Origin of the sequence: Lapillicoccus sp. (assembly GCF_046595215.1) — a bacterium.
Lineage (GTDB): Bacteria > Actinomycetota > Actinomycetes > Actinomycetales > Dermatophilaceae > Lapillicoccus.
In genome coordinates, this window is sequence record NZ_JBKJPP010000211.1 from 1 (window position 1) to 14,969 (window position 14,969).

Annotated in this window: 18 protein-coding genes; 9 read left to right on the forward strand and 9 right to left on the reverse strand. The window is 71.4% G+C overall.

Annotated features, from left to right (window positions below; all coding sequences use genetic code 11):
• The coding region (locus ACLL9L_RS17730; RefSeq protein ID WP_411285976.1) for a hypothetical protein at window positions 1–225 on the forward strand (225 nt) is incomplete at its 5' end.
• A gap of 108 nt (window positions 226–333) precedes the next feature.
• Here the strand turns inward: ACLL9L_RS17730 and ACLL9L_RS17735 are convergent.
• Window positions 334–1,458 (reverse strand): D-alanine--D-alanine ligase family protein, encoded by a 1,125-nt coding sequence (locus ACLL9L_RS17735; RefSeq protein ID WP_411285977.1) that lies wholly within the window; start codon window positions 1,456–1,458, stop codon window positions 334–336.
• Window positions 1,459–1,489: 31 nt separating this feature from the next.
• On the opposite strand from ACLL9L_RS17735, the gene ACLL9L_RS17740 reads away from it, so the two are divergent.
• Window positions 1,490–2,575: a trans-sulfuration enzyme family protein gene (locus ACLL9L_RS17740; protein WP_411286003.1), complete on the forward strand. Its 1,086-nt coding sequence runs from the start codon at window positions 1,490–1,492 to the stop codon at window positions 2,573–2,575.
• A gap of 78 nt (window positions 2,576–2,653) precedes the next feature.
• Here the strand turns inward: ACLL9L_RS17740 and ACLL9L_RS17745 are convergent, their stop codons facing one another.
• Both ACLL9L_RS17745 and ACLL9L_RS17750 read right to left on the reverse strand, forming a co-directional pair.
• Window positions 2,654–3,658 (reverse strand): NAD(P)H-dependent glycerol-3-phosphate dehydrogenase, encoded by a 1,005-nt coding sequence (locus ACLL9L_RS17745; RefSeq protein WP_411285978.1) that lies wholly within the window; start codon window positions 3,656–3,658, stop codon window positions 2,654–2,656.
• Complete coding sequence (locus ACLL9L_RS17750; protein ID WP_411285979.1) at window positions 3,655–4,437, reverse strand: lysophospholipid acyltransferase family protein; 783 nt, start codon at window positions 4,435–4,437, stop codon at window positions 3,655–3,657. The genes ACLL9L_RS17745 and ACLL9L_RS17750 overlap by 4 nt, the downstream gene beginning before the upstream one ends.
• A 69-nt stretch (window positions 4,438–4,506) precedes the next feature.
• Between ACLL9L_RS17750 and cofC the strand changes: the two genes are divergently transcribed.
• From cofC to ACLL9L_RS17765, 3 genes are read left to right on the forward strand one after another with little or no spacing between them, the layout of a single operon-like run.
• A complete protein-coding gene (gene cofC / locus ACLL9L_RS17755; RefSeq protein WP_411285980.1) occupies window positions 4,507–5,157 on the forward strand; it encodes a 2-phospho-L-lactate guanylyltransferase in 651 nt (216 codons plus the stop codon).
• A gap of 22 nt (window positions 5,158–5,179) precedes the next feature.
• Complete coding sequence (locus ACLL9L_RS17760) at window positions 5,180–5,794, forward strand: DUF1684 domain-containing protein (protein ID WP_411285981.1); 615 nt, start codon at window positions 5,180–5,182, stop codon at window positions 5,792–5,794.
• A gap of 30 nt (window positions 5,795–5,824) precedes the next feature.
• A complete protein-coding gene (locus ACLL9L_RS17765; RefSeq protein ID WP_411285982.1) occupies window positions 5,825–6,037 on the forward strand; it encodes a cold-shock protein in 213 nt (70 codons plus the stop codon).
• Window positions 6,038–6,148: 111 nt separating this feature from the next.
• Here the strand turns inward: ACLL9L_RS17765 and ACLL9L_RS17770 are convergent, their stop codons facing one another.
• From ACLL9L_RS17770 to leuC, 3 genes are all read right to left on the reverse strand, one after another.
• Entirely contained in the window at window positions 6,149–6,856 is a 708-nt protein-coding gene (locus ACLL9L_RS17770; protein WP_411285983.1) for an HU family DNA-binding protein, read from the reverse strand.
• Window positions 6,857–7,294: 438 nt separating this feature from the next.
• Window positions 7,295–7,882 carry a 3-isopropylmalate dehydratase small subunit gene (leuD, locus tag ACLL9L_RS17775; protein ID WP_411285984.1) on the reverse strand — a complete coding sequence of 196 codons (588 nt, stop codon included), beginning with the start codon at window positions 7,880–7,882 and terminating at the stop codon, window positions 7,295–7,297.
• Between the two features lies 1 nt (window position 7,883).
• On the reverse strand, window positions 7,884–9,284 hold the full coding sequence (gene leuC, locus ACLL9L_RS17780; RefSeq protein ID WP_411285985.1) for a 3-isopropylmalate dehydratase large subunit: 1,401 nt from the start codon (window positions 9,282–9,284) through the stop codon (window positions 7,884–7,886).
• Window positions 9,285–9,382: 98 nt separating this feature from the next.
• Between leuC and ACLL9L_RS17785 the strand changes: the two genes are divergently transcribed.
• Window positions 9,383–10,114: an IclR family transcriptional regulator gene (locus tag ACLL9L_RS17785; RefSeq protein WP_411285986.1), complete on the forward strand. Its 732-nt coding sequence runs from the start codon at window positions 9,383–9,385 to the stop codon at window positions 10,112–10,114.
• A 90-nt stretch (window positions 10,115–10,204) separates the two neighbouring features.
• Here ACLL9L_RS17785 and ACLL9L_RS17790 read toward each other — a convergent pair whose 3' ends face one another.
• On the reverse strand, window positions 10,205–10,621 hold the full coding sequence (locus tag ACLL9L_RS17790; RefSeq protein ID WP_411285987.1) for a hypothetical protein: 417 nt from the start codon (window positions 10,619–10,621) through the stop codon (window positions 10,205–10,207).
• On the opposite strand from ACLL9L_RS17790, the gene ACLL9L_RS17795 reads away from it, so the two are divergent.
• A complete protein-coding gene (locus tag ACLL9L_RS17795; protein ID WP_411285988.1) occupies window positions 10,620–11,501 on the forward strand; it encodes a L,D-transpeptidase family protein in 882 nt (293 codons plus the stop codon). The two genes, ACLL9L_RS17790 and ACLL9L_RS17795, sit on opposite strands and share 2 nt — an antisense overlap.
• A 3-nt stretch (window positions 11,502–11,504) precedes the next feature.
• Here the strand turns inward: ACLL9L_RS17795 and ACLL9L_RS17800 are convergent, their stop codons facing one another.
• Window positions 11,505–12,029 carry a DUF4188 domain-containing protein gene (locus ACLL9L_RS17800; protein WP_411285989.1) on the reverse strand — a complete coding sequence of 175 codons (525 nt, stop codon included), beginning with the start codon at window positions 12,027–12,029 and terminating at the stop codon, window positions 11,505–11,507.
• A gap of 86 nt (window positions 12,030–12,115) precedes the next feature.
• Here ACLL9L_RS17800 and ACLL9L_RS17805 point away from each other — a divergent pair, with 86 nt between their 5' ends.
• Complete coding sequence (locus ACLL9L_RS17805; RefSeq protein ID WP_411285990.1) at window positions 12,116–12,739, forward strand: MerR family transcriptional regulator; 624 nt, start codon at window positions 12,116–12,118, stop codon at window positions 12,737–12,739.
• Window positions 12,726–13,598: an NmrA family NAD(P)-binding protein gene (locus ACLL9L_RS17810; RefSeq protein ID WP_411285991.1), complete on the forward strand. Its 873-nt coding sequence runs from the start codon at window positions 12,726–12,728 to the stop codon at window positions 13,596–13,598. Before ACLL9L_RS17805 ends, ACLL9L_RS17810 begins: the two co-directional genes overlap by 14 nt.
• Window positions 13,599–13,651: 53 nt before the next feature.
• Here ACLL9L_RS17810 and ACLL9L_RS17815 read toward each other — a convergent pair whose 3' ends face one another.
• Complete coding sequence (locus ACLL9L_RS17815; RefSeq protein ID WP_411285992.1) at window positions 13,652–14,920, reverse strand: aspartate aminotransferase family protein; 1,269 nt, start codon at window positions 14,918–14,920, stop codon at window positions 13,652–13,654.
• Window positions 14,921–14,969: the final 49 nt, after the last annotated feature.

The window sequence follows — 14,969 nt, forward strand, 5'->3', positions numbered from 1 at the left end:
GACCTCACCTCGCTCGTGGTCTGCCTGGTTCTGGGGGTCCTCGGCGGCGTGTTGGCGTGGACCCTGTGGTCGGACCGCCGCTCGGCGTACGAGGAACCGTTGCCTGCCGAGCCGCCCAGCCGTGGCGCCGCAAAGCCGTGGCTTGACGAGGGGGCCAGGGAGCCGGGTTCCACCCACGACCCTGACGCGATGTTCCGTCGCCCACCGGCGCGCCATGTGCCGTAAGCAGGGCAGGAGGGAGGCGGGGTCGCCGACACATTCCCGCGAAGCGCCCGGTCGGCGACGCAGTCTCATGGACAAGCCCGCTGAGCTCCTGCACCGGCGCCCCCCACCTCAGCGCAGCCCTGTCCGCCGCTCGAGCGCCAGACTGATCAGCTCGTCGATGAGCTCCGGATAGCTCACTCCGGTCGCGTCCCACATCCGGGGATACATCGACAGCGGCGTGAATCCGGGCATGGTGTTGATCTCGTTGATGAGGACCTGCCCGTCCTCGGCCAGGAAGCAGTCCACTCGGGCCAGGCCCTCGCACCCGAGGACGTCGAAGGCCGCCGCCGCGAGCCGACGTACGTCGTCGGAGACCTCCCGGGGCAGGTCCGCGGGACAGCACAGGTCGACATCGTCCTCGAGGAGGTACTTCGCCTCGAAGTCGTAGAACTCGTGCTCGCCGTGGACAGCGATCTCGGCCACCGCCGAGGTGCGTGGGGCGGCGGTGCCGTGGCTCTGGAGCACGGCGCACTCGAGCTCCCGTCCGACGATGGCCGCTTCCACGATGACCTTGGGGTCGTGCTCCCGGGCCACCTCGATGGCCGCCTCGAGGTCGGCCGGGCCCTTGACCTTGGTGATGCCCATGCTCGAGCCGGCCCGCGCCGGCTTCACGAACACGGGGAAGTCGAGGGCGGCGACGGACGCCATCGCCGCGGCCCGGTCGACGAGCCACTGGCGGTCGGTGATGACAACGTAGGGGCCCACCGGCAGGCCGTGCCCCGCGAAGATCACCTTCATGTAGTGCTTGTCCATGCCCGCCGCCGAGGCGAGGACACCCGAGCCGACGTAGCGGATGTCCGACAGGTCGAGGAAGCCCTGGATCGTGCCGTCCTCCCCGAACGGCCCGTGCAGCAGGGGAAAGACGACGTCGACGTCGCCGAGCTGCCGCGGCGGTTGTCCCGGCTCGAGGACGGTCAGCGCCCGGTCGGTCGTGGACAGGGGCACGAGGACGCCGGTGCCGGACCCGTCGACCTCGGGGGTGTGGCCCGGCGTGAGCTGCAGCGGCGTCGGGTCGTCATCGACGAGCACCCACCGGCCGTCCTTGGCGATGCCGATCGGGACGACGTCGTACTTCTCCCGGTCGATCGCCCGCAGCACCCCCGCCGCGGTGCTGCAGGAGACGGCGTGCTCCGAGGAGCGGCCACCGAAGACGAGGGCCACCCGGGCCTTGGAGGACGTGACGTTGGCGCTCATCGTCGCCGACCCTATCCCGGCGCCTACGCTGATGCGGGTGAGCCACCCCCTCGACGACCTGTCCCCCGCCTCCGTCCTCGTCGCCGCGGGGCGCCCCGCGCGGGTGCCCGGCGCGAGCGTCAACCCTCCGGTCGACTTCACCTCGACGTATGCCGCGCCGAGCACCGGGGTGGGCTACGGCCGCAACGGCAACGCGGTGTGGACCGCGTTCGAGGAGGCCCTCGGGCACCTGGAGGGCGGCGACGCCCTGGTCTTCGGATCCGGGATGGCCGCCATCTCGGCCGTCCTCGCGCTCGTCCCGCCCGGTGGCGTCGTCGTCACCCCCCGCCACGCCTACAACCTCACCAACGTGCTGCTCGAGGACTACGCCAAGGCCGGCTACGAGGTGCGCCACGTCGACATCAGCGACACGGCCGAGGTCCTCGCCGCCCTCGAGGGTGCCGACCTGGTCTGGACCGAGTCCCCGACCAACCCCATGCTCGAGGTCGCCGACCTGCGCGCGATCTTCACCGCCGCCCGCGAGCAAGGCGTGCTGTCGGTCTGCGACAACACGCTCTCGACGCCCCTGCTCCAACAGCCACTCGAGCTCGGCGCCGACGTCGTCGTGCACTCGGTGACGAAATACCTCGCCGGCCACTCCGACGTCGTCCTCGGGGCCACGGTCACCGCGACAAGGGGGCAGGGACCGGAGCTGCTGGCCCGGTTGACCCGGCACCGCACCATGCACGGCGCGATCGCCGGACCGATGGAGGTGTGGCTGGCGCTGCGAGGCCTGCGCACCCTCCACCTGCGGGTCGAACGGGCCGCGGCCAATGCCGCCGAGCTCGCCCGCCGCCTCGCCGACCACCCCGCCCTCGAGCGGGTGCGCTACCCGGGCACCGGGGCGATGGTCGCCATCGAGGTGCGCGGCGGCGCCGACGCCGCAGACCGGGTCGCGGCGGACTGCCGCCTGTGGCTTGACGCGACGAGCCTCGGCGGGGTCGAGTCCCTCATCGAACGGCGCCGCAAGTATGCCGCGGAGGCCACGACGGTGCCGGAGAACCTGCTGCGGCTGTCGGTCGGCATCGAGGACGTCGACGACCTGTGGCGCGACCTCGACCGCGCGCTGCGCGGCTGACGCGCCCGCCCTGCTCGCTCGCCCGCCCCACGGCATACGCGGCACAGACGGGCTGCGCACTCCCGCCCAGCGCGCAGCTCAGCGCTGCGTGCCCTCGGACTTCAGCGACCGGGTCATCAGCGCGGTGACCATCTCGCGGGGCGTGACCTCGCTGCGGACGACGCCGACGACCGCCTCGACGATCGGCATGTCGACGCCGTGGTCGCGGGCGAGCTGGAGGATCGACTGGCACGACTTGACGCCCTCGGCGGTCTGGCGCGTCACCGTGACCACCTCCTCGACGCGCATCCCCCGACCGAGGTTCACGCCGAAGGTGCGGTTGCGGGACAGCGGGGACATGCAGGTCGCGATGAGGTCCCCCACCCCGGCCAGGCCCATCAGTGTCGCCGGGTCGGCGCCGAGGGCTGCGCCGAGCCGCGCGGTCTCAGCCAGTCCGCGGGTGATCAGTGACGCCTTCGAGTTGTCCCCCATCCCCATGCCCTCGGCCATGCCGACCGCGAGCGCCACAACGTTCTTGACGGCGCCGCCGAGCTCGATGCCGATGACGTCGTCGTGGGTGTAGGGCCGGAACCACGGCGTCGCGCACGCAGCTGCCACCTGCTCGGCCGTCGACTCGTCCGTGCAGGCGACGACGCTCGCGGCCGGGTGCCGCTCGGCGATCTCTCGGGCGAGGTTGGGGCCGGACACCACGACGATGCGCTGGGTCTGAATGCGACCCACCTCGGCGATCACCTCGCTCATCCGCTTCGTCGTGCCGAGCTCGATCCCCTTCATCAGCGACGCGACGGCGGCGGTCTCGGGGATGAGGTCAGCCCAGCCGGCCAGGTTGTCGCGCAGCGTCTGGGAGGGCACGGCGAGCACGACCACGTCGGCCCCGGCGAGCGCCTCGACGGCATCGGTCGTGGCCCTGATGCCTTGGGGCAGGGCGATGCCCGCGAGGTAGTCCTCGTTGGTCCCGCGGTTGATCTGCTCGACCACCTCTCGCCGCCGGGCCCACATCGTCACCTCGGTGCCGGCGTCGGCCATCGTCGCGGCAAACGCGGTGCCCCAGCTGCCGGTGCCGAGGACGGTGGCGCGGGTCATGAGGCCTCCTGGTGGGGGTTGCCCGTCTCCGGGTCACCGTGGGCCCGCGGGTCGTAGCGTTCGAGGGGCGCCGCCTCGCCACGCAGCTGCTCGAGCAGGTGCGTCGTGGCCGCCGTGATCCTCACGGTGGCCTCGTGGAGCGTGTCGGCGTCGAGCGGCTTGTCGTAGAGGTCGTCGAGGTCGACGGCGGGACCGGCCAGGACCCTCATGGTCCGGCGGGGCAGCACGTGCGCCCACTTCCCGTAGGGGGCGATGACCTGATGGGCACCCCAGTGCGCCAACGGGATCAGCGGCCGGCGCGTCTCCAGGGCGACGCGGGCGGCGCCGGTCTTGCCGGTCATCGGCCACAGGTCGGGGTCACGGGTCAGGGTGCCCTCGGGGAACATCACCACGCACCTGCCCTGCTCGACGCCCTCGACGGCAGCCCGGTAGGCGCCCCCGGCCCGGCCCGTCATCCGGCAGACAGGGATCTGCCCGGCTGCCTGCAGGAGCCGACCGACGAGGGGGATGCGGAAGACCTCCTCCTTGCCGAGGAAGTGGGGCGGACACCCCGCGTCAAAGAGGTAGTGCGCGACGCAGAACGGGTCGAGGGGGGAGATGTGGTTGGGCGTCACGACGAAACCCCCCTCCCGGGGGAGGTGCTCCCAGCCGTGCCAGTCCCGTTTCGTCCCCAGGACCATCAACGGCTTCACCAGCACCACGGCGATCCGGTATGCCGTGCTGAGGCGGCCTCGGGGTCGAACAGGGGTCACCGGGGCCGCCTTCCGTTGGTCGCCCATCGGCGCCATCCTTGCTGGTGACCCCGCGCGTGTCGAGCGAGGCAGGCCGTTACTGCAAAACTGGACCCGATGACCGACCTCAGCACGCAGAGCCCCTGGCACCTCGTCGTCCCGGTCAAGGGCGGACCACAGGCCAAGAGCCGGCTCACCGCACCCGATGGGGTCGACCACGGTTCCCTGGCCACGGCGTTCGCCCTCGACACGGTGACCGCGGCCGCTGCCGCCGTCGGCGCGTTGCACGTCCTCGTCGTCACGTCCGGCGCCGGGATCACCGAGCAGGTCGCCGCCCTCGGGGTCCGGGTGCTCGCCGACCCCGGCTCGGGCCTCAACCCCGCCATCTCGGCCGGGCTCGCCGACCTGCATCGCGCCGGGTTCGACGGGCCGACGGGTGTGCTGCTCGGGGACCTCCCCGCGGTCCGGGTCGGGGAGCTGCGGCAGGCGCTCGAGGCATCCGACCACGGTGGCCCGAGATTCGTCCCCGACACCGAGGGCACCGGCACCGTCCTGCTCACCGGGCCCTCGCCCCCGCAGGTCGAGCCGCACTTCGGGGCCGGGTCGGCCTCGGCCCACGAGCAGGCGGGGCATGGGCGGCTCGAGCTCGACCTGCCCGGCCTGCGGACGGACGTCGACGACGAGACCTCGCTGCGCGCCGTGCTCTGTCTCGGTGTCGGGACGCACACGGCCCGGCTGCTGGCCCACCTCATCACTCCCCCGCGCTGACCGCTGTGCGACGGTTGGGGGCATGGAGCCCTCTGCGCTGACCCTGGTCGACTGGCGTCGCCAGATGAGCGACCTGTATGCCGCGGTGCGCGCCGATGTCGATCCCGAGGCCGGGCACGCCCGCTGGCGGGCGGGACGGGACCGGCTCTTCCGCGAGCACCCCCAGAGCCCCCTGGCCGACGAAGACCCGCTGCGGACGACCGGCCTGCCCTACTGGCCCTACGACCCCGCGCTACGGCTGGAGGCCGAACTCGGCGTCACGGGACCCCCCGAGGAGCGGGTGGTCATGGCCGGGGACGACGGGGAGGTCACCATGCGACGTCTCGGTCAGGTCGGGCTCCCCCAGCCGGTGGGCGGCCGCGTGGACGTCTGGTGGCTGCACCAGTACGGCGGCGGTCTCTTCCTGCCCCTGCGCGACGCCACCTCCGGCACGGGCAGCTACGGCGGTGGCCGCTACCTGCTCGACACCGCCAAGGGTGCGTGGCTCGGATCCGACGGCGAGCGCCTCGTCCTCGACCTGAACTTCCTCTACCACCCGTCGTGTCGCTACAACCCGCGCTGGGTGTGCCCGCTCGCCGCTCCGGGCAACACCGTCGCGGCGCCGATCGAGGCCGGGGAGCGGCTCGCCCGCCGATGACCGTCTCGTCGTCGCGCATAGGGTGGTCGCATGCAGGCCAGCGTCCACACCTTCGATGCCGACACCGGAGCGGGCAGTGTGCTGCTCGACGACGGACGCGAGCGGGCCTTCGCCGCCGAGGTGTTCGCTCGCAGTGGTCTGCGGCACCTGCGGGTCGGCCAGCGGGTGAGCCTCACCGCGACCGACGAGAGGATCACCCGGGTGTGGATCGTCGGCATCGGCGACGGCGAACCGATCGCCTGACCCCGACCGGCGCCACCGACGAGGACAGCACTCACCCCGATGGCATCGGGACGAGCGGAGGGCCGGCCACCCACGGGTGACCGGCCCTCATCTCGTCGCAAGCCACTGGCATCAGCCGCGTGTGGCCGTCTTCCTGGCCGGGGTGGACTTCTTCGCGGTCGCCTTCGTCGCGGTCGCGGTCGCGGTCGCCTTCGTCGCGGTCGCTGCCTTCCTGGCGGTGGTCTTGGCAGTGACCGTCGCCTTCTTGACGGCAGCCCTGGCCGGGGCGGTCTTCGTCGCGGCAGCCTTGGTCGCGGCCGACTTGGTCGTCGCAGCCTTCTTGACCGCAGCCTTGGCCGGGGTGGCCGCCTTGGTGGCGGACGCCGTCCTGCTCGCCCGCTTGACCGGAGCCGACGTGGTGGCAGCCGTCTTCGTCGCAGCCGCGGACTTCGCGGTCGTGGTGGCCTTCTTCGCCGTCTTGGCCGGCGCGGCCTTGGTCGCGGTGGACTTCGTCAACGACCCGGCAGTGGCCCGGGCACCCGCGGCAGCAGCCTTGGGCAGCTTGCGGGGGTCGGCGACGAACGTCTTGAACGCCGTGCCCGGGCGGAAGCGCGGGACGGTCGTCTTCTTGATCTTGACGGTCTGGCCAGTGCGCGGGTTGCGGCCGGTGCGGGCGTCCCGGGCGACCTTCTGGAAGGTGCCGAAGCCGGTGATGCCGACCTTGCCACCCTTGGCGACCTCGCGGATGATGACGTCGAGGACGGACTCGAGAGCTTCACTGGCGGCCTTCTTGCTGCCCAGCTTGGTCTCGAGAGCGCTGATGAGCTCTGCCTTGTTCACGTCTTTCCCTCCAGAGGGATGTGCCGCCGGGCAGTCAGCCCGACGACGTGTGGTTCCGGAACCGTTTCCGGCTTGGTGCAGACGTTAGAACCCATTCGCTCCCGAGTCCACCACCTGAGGTCCTCATTGCGTTGTCCCCCAACACCTTTGGATGGCCTCTGAGCGCCTTCAGACACGCATCCGAGGCGTGCGCGGCCAGGGTGACGCTCGCAACCGGGGCGTGCCGCCACGTCCCGGTCGCCGTCGTGCCGCCTGAAACTGACTGTGACACAACGCATCTCGGGACTCTGACCATCGACGGCCGGCCGGATCCGTGCGTGCACGAGACACGTGGCTCCCGCCCCACACCGCACGGGCCGGACGTCACCGCATCCCGTCCACGAATTCACCCTCGACACGCCGGGGCGGCGTGTCGAGGCCCTCGCTCGAGCCCCTGCGTCAGACCGTGACGGGCTTCCAGGACGGGCGGCCCTGCTCGAATGCCGTGACCTCGGACTCGTGGCGCAGGGTGAGCCCAATGTCGTCAAGACCCTCGAGGAGGCGCCAGCGGGTGTAGTCGTCGACCTCGAACGGGGCCACGATCTCGCCGGCGGTGACCGTCCGCGAGACGAGGTCGACCGTCACCTGGGCGCCGGGCTCGTTCTCGAGGTACTTCCAGATCAGCTCAACATCGTCCTGGGCGACCTGAGCCGTCAACAGGCCCTGCTTGCCGCTGTTCCCACGGAAGATGTCCGCGAAACGCGAGGAGATGACGGCACGGAAGCCGTAGTTCATCAGGGCCCAGACTGCGTGCTCCCGGCTGGAGCCGGTGCCGAAGTCCGGGCCGGCGACGAGCACCGACCCCGCGGCATACCGGGGGTTGTTGAGGATGAAGCTCTCGTCCTTGCGCCATGCGGCGAAGAGCCCGTCCTCGAAACCCGTGCGGGTGACCCGCTTGAGAAACTCCGCCGGGATGATCTGGTCGGTGTCGACGTTGCTGCGGCGCAGCGGGACGCCGATGCCGGTGTGGTCGGTGAACTGCTCCATCTCAGGCCTCCACGAGATCGGCGGGGGACGACAAGGTGCCGCGGATCGCGGTGGCGGCCGCGACGAGCGGGCTGACGAGGTGGGTCCGCCCCCCCCTGCCCTGCCTGCCCTCGAAGTTGCGGTTGGAGGTCGACGCACTGCGCTCACCGGGAGCGAGCTGGTCGGGGTTCATCCCGAGGCACATCGAGCAGCCAGCGAGTCGCCACTCGGCCCCGGCGGCGGTGAATACGGCGTCCAGACCCTCCGCCTCGGCCTGGAGGCGGACCTTGGCCGACCCCGGGACCACGAGCATGCGCACGCCGTCCGACACCTGATGACCCTTGAGGATGGCCGCGGCGGCGCGCAGATCCTCGATGCGGCCGTTGGTGCACGACCCGACGAAGACGGTGTCGATCCTGACCGTGCGCAGGGGGGTCCCCGGCTCGAGACCCATGTAGGTCAGGGCCCGCTCAGCGGCGGCCCGATCGCCCTCGTCGGCGAACGACTCCGGGTCGGGGACGCTCGCGGAGAGCGGCAGCCCCTGGCCGGGGTTCGTGCCCCAGGTCACGAAGGGGGTGAGGCTGGAGACGTCGAGATGCACCTCGTGGTCGAACACCGCGTCATCATCCGAACGCAGGAGCCTCCAGGACTCGACGGCGGCGTGCCAGTCGGCGCCGGTCGGGGCATGGGGCCGGCCCTCGAGATAGTCGAATGTCGTCTGGTCCGGCGCGATCATGCCGGCGCGGGCGCCCGCCTCGATCGACATGTTGCAGACCGTCATCCGGGACTCCATCGACATCGCCCTGATGGCGCTGCCGCGGAACTCCAGCACGTAGCCCTGTCCCCCGCCGGTGCCGATCTGGGCGATCACGGCGAGGACGATGTCCTTGGAGGTCACCCCGTCGCCGAGCACGCCGTCGACCGTGACGGCCAGCGTCCGGAACGGGTTGAGTGGCAGGGTCTGGGTGGCAAGGACGTGCTCGACCTCCGAGGTGCCGATGCCGAAGGCCAGAGCGCCGAAGGCGCCGTGCGTGGAGGTGTGGCTGTCGCCGCAGACGATCGTCATCCCCGGCTGCGAGAGACCCAGCTGGGGCCCGACGACGTGCACGATGCCCTGGTCGGCGTCACCCATGGGATAGAGCCGGACGCCGAACTCGTCGCAGTTGCGGCGCAGGGTCTCGACCTGGGTCTTGCTGACCGGGTCCGTGATCGGCCCCGGCGTCGTGGGGACGTTGTGGTCCTCCGTCGCGAGGGTCAGCTCGGGGCGCCGCACCGGCCGCTCGGCGAGCCGCAGTCCGTCGAAGGCCTGGGGACTGGTCACCTCGTGCAGCAGGTGAAGGTCGATATAGAGCAGATCCGGCTCTCCCTCGGCCCGCCGCACCACGTGCGACTCCCACACCTTCTCTGCCAGCGTGCCTGACATGGTCCACCCTCCGCGCTGAGATCTCGTCCGATCGAGAGTGCAACACTTGACGTGCCTGCGAACTTGCGTCTCAGGCAATGAGACGGCAGTATCAATGCATGGACAACTCCAGTGGGGTCGGCGTGCTCGACAAGGCGGCCACCGTTTTGAGCGCCCTCGAGGCCGGTCCGGCCACGCTCGCCCAGCTCGTCGGGGCGACCGGTCTGGCCCGGCCCACCGCACACCGCCTCGCGGTCGCCCTCGAGCACCACCGTCTCGTCACCCGTGACATGCAGGGCCGGTTCGTCCTGGGACCGCGCCTCGGGGAGCTGGCCTCGGCCGCTGGCGAGGACCGACTGCTCGCCGCCGCCGGACCCGTGCTCGGAGCGCTGCGCGACCACACCAGCGAGAGCGCCCAGCTCTTCCGCCGCCAGGGCGAGCACCGCATCTGTGTCGCTGCGGCCGAGCGCCCCATCGGCCTGCGGGACAGCATCCCCGTCGGCGCCAGCCTCTCGATGCTCGCCGGCTCCGCCGCCCAGGTCCTGCTCGCCTGGGAGGAGCCGGACCGGCTCCACCGGGGCCTTCAGGGAGCCCGGTTCAACGCCACGGCCCTCTCCGCGGTCCGCCGTCGCGGCTGGGCCCAGAGCGTCGGCGAGCGCGAGGCCGGCGTTGCCTCCGTCTCCGCACCGGTGCGCGGACCCTCGGGACGCGTGGTGGCTGCGGTGTCGATCTCCGGCCCGATCGAGCGACTCTCGCGTCAGCCGGGACGTCTGCACGCCGGCACCGTGGTCGCCGGGGCAAACAAACTCACCGAAGTGTTGCGACGGGCCCAGAACCCACATCAGGGCTAAACTCGGGCAACGACACGCATTGACACCGGTCACACCACGGCCGGGTCACCGTTGGTCGGACCGGACAACCGTGCCGCTGGCAACGACGTCCTAGTAGGTGACCGAGCATTTCCACCGGCGGACGTCGAGCACCTCCGGGACAGACAACACCTCCGGGACAGACAAGGGGACCACGGTGAGGACACGCCTGAGCGCCGTTGCAGGACTGGCCATGGCCGCCGTCGCGTTGAGCGGCTGCGGCCCCAGCTCCACCGGGCAGGCCGCACCGATCACGCCGCCCAGCACGTCGGCGCCCACCACGTCGACGCCCAGCACGTCGACAACCAGCACGTCCACAACCAGCACGACGACAACCAGCACGTCCACAACCAGCACTGACAGCACGACGCCGGCACCGCCTGCGGAGGCAGCATCCACGGCGCCCCCCACCACAGCGCCTCTCCCCTCGACCCCCACCACGGAGTCCGCCACCGCGACGCCGGCCACCACCACCACGGTGGCGCTCATGGCGGGCGGCGCCACCGGCGACCGGGTCCGGGAGCTGCAGTCCCGCCTGCGCCAGCTCAACTGGTATGACGCAGATGTCACGGGCACCTACGAGATCATGACCACGGCCGGTGTCCGCGGCTTCCAGGACAAGCGCACCCTGCCCGCCACCGGCGCCGTCGACCAGACGACGTGGGACCGGCTGCTCGCCGTGACCCGTCGGCCCACCGACGACGAGATGCACAACCGGCTCGTCCCCGGTCCCGCCCTGCTCAAGCCGGGCTCGACGGGCGCTCCCGTGAGGGACCTCCAGGCCCGCCTGAAGCAGATCGGCTGGTGGAGCGGCGACACGACGGACGCCTACGGTCCGGCGACCACCACGGCCGTCAGGGCCTTCCAGGGTAAACGTTCCATCCCGACCACCGGTGAGGTCGACCAGCGCACCACCGACCTGCTCACCACCATGACCCGCACGCCCACGAGCGACGAGCTGGACAACGTCCGGCCCGCACCGGCGACCGGCACCGCAGCCGATCTCGACCAGCGCTGCCTCACGGGGCGGGTCCTGTGCATCAGCAAGGCGAGCCGCACCCTGACCTGGGTGGTCGACGGGCAGGCCCAACGCGCCATGGCCGTCCGCTTCGGCTCCGAGAACAACCCCACCCGGGAGGGCGAGTTCTCGGTCGACCGCAAGAACCGGGAGTGGACCTCGACCCTCTACGGCTCGAAGATGCCCTACTCCATGTTCTTCAGCGGCGGCGAGGCCGTGCACTACTCCTCGGACTTCGCCGCACGAGGATATGACGGGGCGTCCCACGGGTGCGTCAACGTCCGCGACCTCACCGGCCTCGCCGCACTCTTCGACGAGGTGGACGTCGGCGACAAGGTGGTCGTCTACTGATCCTCAGGACTGATCCTCAGGACCAGTTGAATGAGCGTCGGACCGCCGCAACCGTGCCCTGGACCCGATCGCCATGGCCGGGACGGCCGACGTCGCGGCAGCGAGACCCATCGGCGGACACGCGACGTAGACGCTCTCGTGGCCGCCTGCCGGCACGGCATACGTCTCGTGCCAGATGCCCACGGCCCCGGAGGCCGTGCGGGCCCTGGCGTTGAACGCCGCCCAGGCCGGCCGGTGCGCGTGCGCCGGCGCGCCGGCATACCGGTAGATGTCCTCGGTGCTGCGCCAGTACTGCACGACCGTGACCCCGAGCCCCCCGACGAGGGTGCGCGCGCCCAGGAAGCCGAGGTCCTCGCCCTCACCGCGCTCCGCCGCGGCTCTGGCGCGGTAGAGCTCGGTCAGCATCCGGGGCATTGCCACGAAGGTCGGGAACCACTGGTCGATCCGCCACCATTGGTTGAACCGCATGCCGATGAGGAAAATGCCGATCGCGTCGTCGTGCTCGTGGGTCATCCGTCCGGGGTTCATGGCCGCTCCTGTGGTGTGGGTCGCAGATTGGATAGTGTGACTCTCCAAGTATGGATAGTGATACTCTCCAATGTCAAGGAGGTTCGATGAGGCTCTCGGAGCTGAGTGCCCGGGCGGGCGTTCCCGTTGCCACGGTGAAGTACTACCTGCGCGAGGGGCTGCTCCCGGCCGGCGAGCGGGTCAGCGCGACCGCGGCCGACTATGACGACGTCCACGTCGAACGGGTGCGCCTCATCCGCGCCCTGGTCGACGGGGCGAGGATGAGCATCGCCGGCGTGCGGCGGGTGGTCGAGGCGATTGAGCACCCCCCGTCGTCCTGGCACGACTTCCTCGGGGCCGCGCAGGCCGCGATCAGTGACGACACCCCGCAGCCGCAGGACTGCGACCGGGCGCGGTATGCCGTGGAGCAGCTCGGGTGGGGCGACAGCGCCCACGCCCATACCGTCGCCCTGCTGCAGTCGGCGCTCGACACCGCCGACCGGGCGGGCTTTGCGGTCCCCGCGGAGCGGCTCGTGGCCTACGGCAGCATCATGGAACGGGTGGCCGAGATCGACCTCGAGTCACTCGTCACCGACACCGAGGGTCAGGGACCATCGGCGGCCCTGCGCCATGTGGCGGTCGGCACGGTCGTCGTCGACCCGGTGCTCGTCGCCCTGCGCCGCCTCGCGCAGGCCCACCTCAGCGCCGCGCGTTTCGGTGCCACGAGCTGACTCCGGCCCGGTCCTCGTCACCGGGGCGACCGGCACCGTCGGACGAGCAGTGGTCGCCGCGTTGCTGACGGCGGGCCAGGAGGTCCGCGCTGGAGTGCGAGATCCGGGTGCGGCTGACCTGCCGCCGGGCACCGAGGCGGTGCGGCTGGACTTCGACGACCCGTCGACGGCCGGGCCCGCGGTGGCCGGGGTGAATCGGGTCTTCCTCATGCGGCCACCGGCCATCAGCGACGTGCGCACCTCCCTGGGGCCGCTCGTCGACGCGGCGCGGCGGGCGTCGGTGCAGAGAGTGGTGGTGCTGTCCGTGATGGGCGTCAACCCCGCACTGCCGCACTGGCGGATGGAACGGATGGTCCGCACCGCTGGCCTGCCGATGACAGCCCTGAGGCCGTCCTACTTCTCGCAGAACCTCATCTCCGCCTTCGGCGCCGACATCCGTGACCGGTCGCAGTTGCGTCTGGCGTCGCGAAACGGGCGGCTGTCCTTCGTCGACACCCGTGACGTCGCGGCCGTGGCCTCGGCGGTGCTCACCGACCCGGACGCCCACGCGGCGCGGCCGCTCACGCTGACGGGTCCCGAGGCCCTCACCTTCGGCGACGTCGCCGCCCTGTTGACGGCCGAGCTCGGACGGTCAGTGTCCTACGTGCCGGAGGGGCTGCTCCGGCGCAGACGCGACCTGCTTGCCCAGGGCACGGACCCGGCCTACGTCCGGGTGCAGCTCGTGATCGACGTCACGACCCGTCTCGGTCTGGCGCGGAAGGTGACCGGTGAGATCGCCCGCGTGCTGGGGCGACCGGCGACGACCCTGGCCGAGTTCGTGCACGACCACCACACCGTCTGGACTCCCACGGCTCGGTGACCTGCCCGGCGACCTGATCGGTGACCTGGGGGGCCGGACCGAGGTGCTGTCGCTCAGGCGTCGAGGGCGCGGGCGATGCTGTCCGCGAGCTCCTGCACCTCGCCGTCGCTCATGACGAACGCCGGGGAGACCTGGAGGCCGCCCGCCCCGACCGCCCGAGTGGCGACCCCAAAGGCCCTCAGGCGCCTGGCCAGCCCCATGGCCTCGCCGGGGTCGGCGAGCTGCACGGCAGCGAGCGCGCCCACGCCACAACGGACCTCGGCGACGCGCTCGTGGTCGGCGAGCGGGCGGAGCCGCTCGGCCAGCGTCGACTCCAGGCGCGACGCCTCATCCAGCAGACCCTCGCGCTCGATGATCGCGAGGTTGGCCAGGGCCACGGCCGCCGCGGCCGCGTGACCGGAGTAGGTGTAGCCGTGCCGCCACCACACTCCCCCGTCGGGCTGGAAGAACGGGTCGGCGACCCTGGGGGCCACCAGCACGGCGCCCATCGGCAGGTAGCCCGAGGTGAGGCCCTTCGCGGTCGTCACCATGTCCGGCTCCAGCCCGAACCGCGTCGAGGCAAACCACGATCCACCGATCCGGCCGTAGCCCGTGACGACCTCGTCGGCCACAAAGAGGACGTCCATCTCGGTGCACAGCTTGCGGACGCCAGCGAGGTAGTCCTCCGGTGGCGGGTAGACACCGCCGGCGCCCATCACGGGCTCACAGAAGAAGGCGGCGACGTTCTCCGGCCCGATCCGCTCGATCGTCGCGCGCAGGTCCTCGACGTCATCCCAGGCCACGGTCGCCGACTCGGCGACGAGGACGCCGTAGCCCTCCCGGTTGCCCGGGATGCCGGCGAGCGCCGTTCCCGCGTAGTGCATCCCGTGGTACGCCTTCTGACGGCCGATGACGAACCGCTTGGACGGCCGACCCGTCTCGACCCAGTAGCGCCTGGCCAGCTTTGCCGCGGTCTCGACCGAGTCGGAGCCGCCCGAGGTGAAGAACACCTTGCTGCCAGGCACCGGGGCGATGCCGGCGAGCTTCTCGGCAAGCTCCACCGTCGGCTGGGTGACGTAGTCCCCGAAGGTGCTGTAGGCCGCGATGGAGCGCATCTGGTCGGCAGCGGCCTCGGCCAGCTCGGCGCGGCCATGGCCGACGTTGGTGAACCACAGGCCGGCAGTGGCATCGAGGTAGCGGTTGCCCTCGGCGTCGAACACGTGCACCCCGTCGCCGCGGGCGATGACGAACTCACCGTCCCGCTCGACCGCACCCATGTCCGAGAAGGGGTGCCAGAGCGCGCCCACGTCACTCTCCTGTCCGCTCGCCGAGATGTCCGGCACGACGCTATCGCAGCCGGCTGCACAACCCGACCCGGCGTTGACCCGCGGG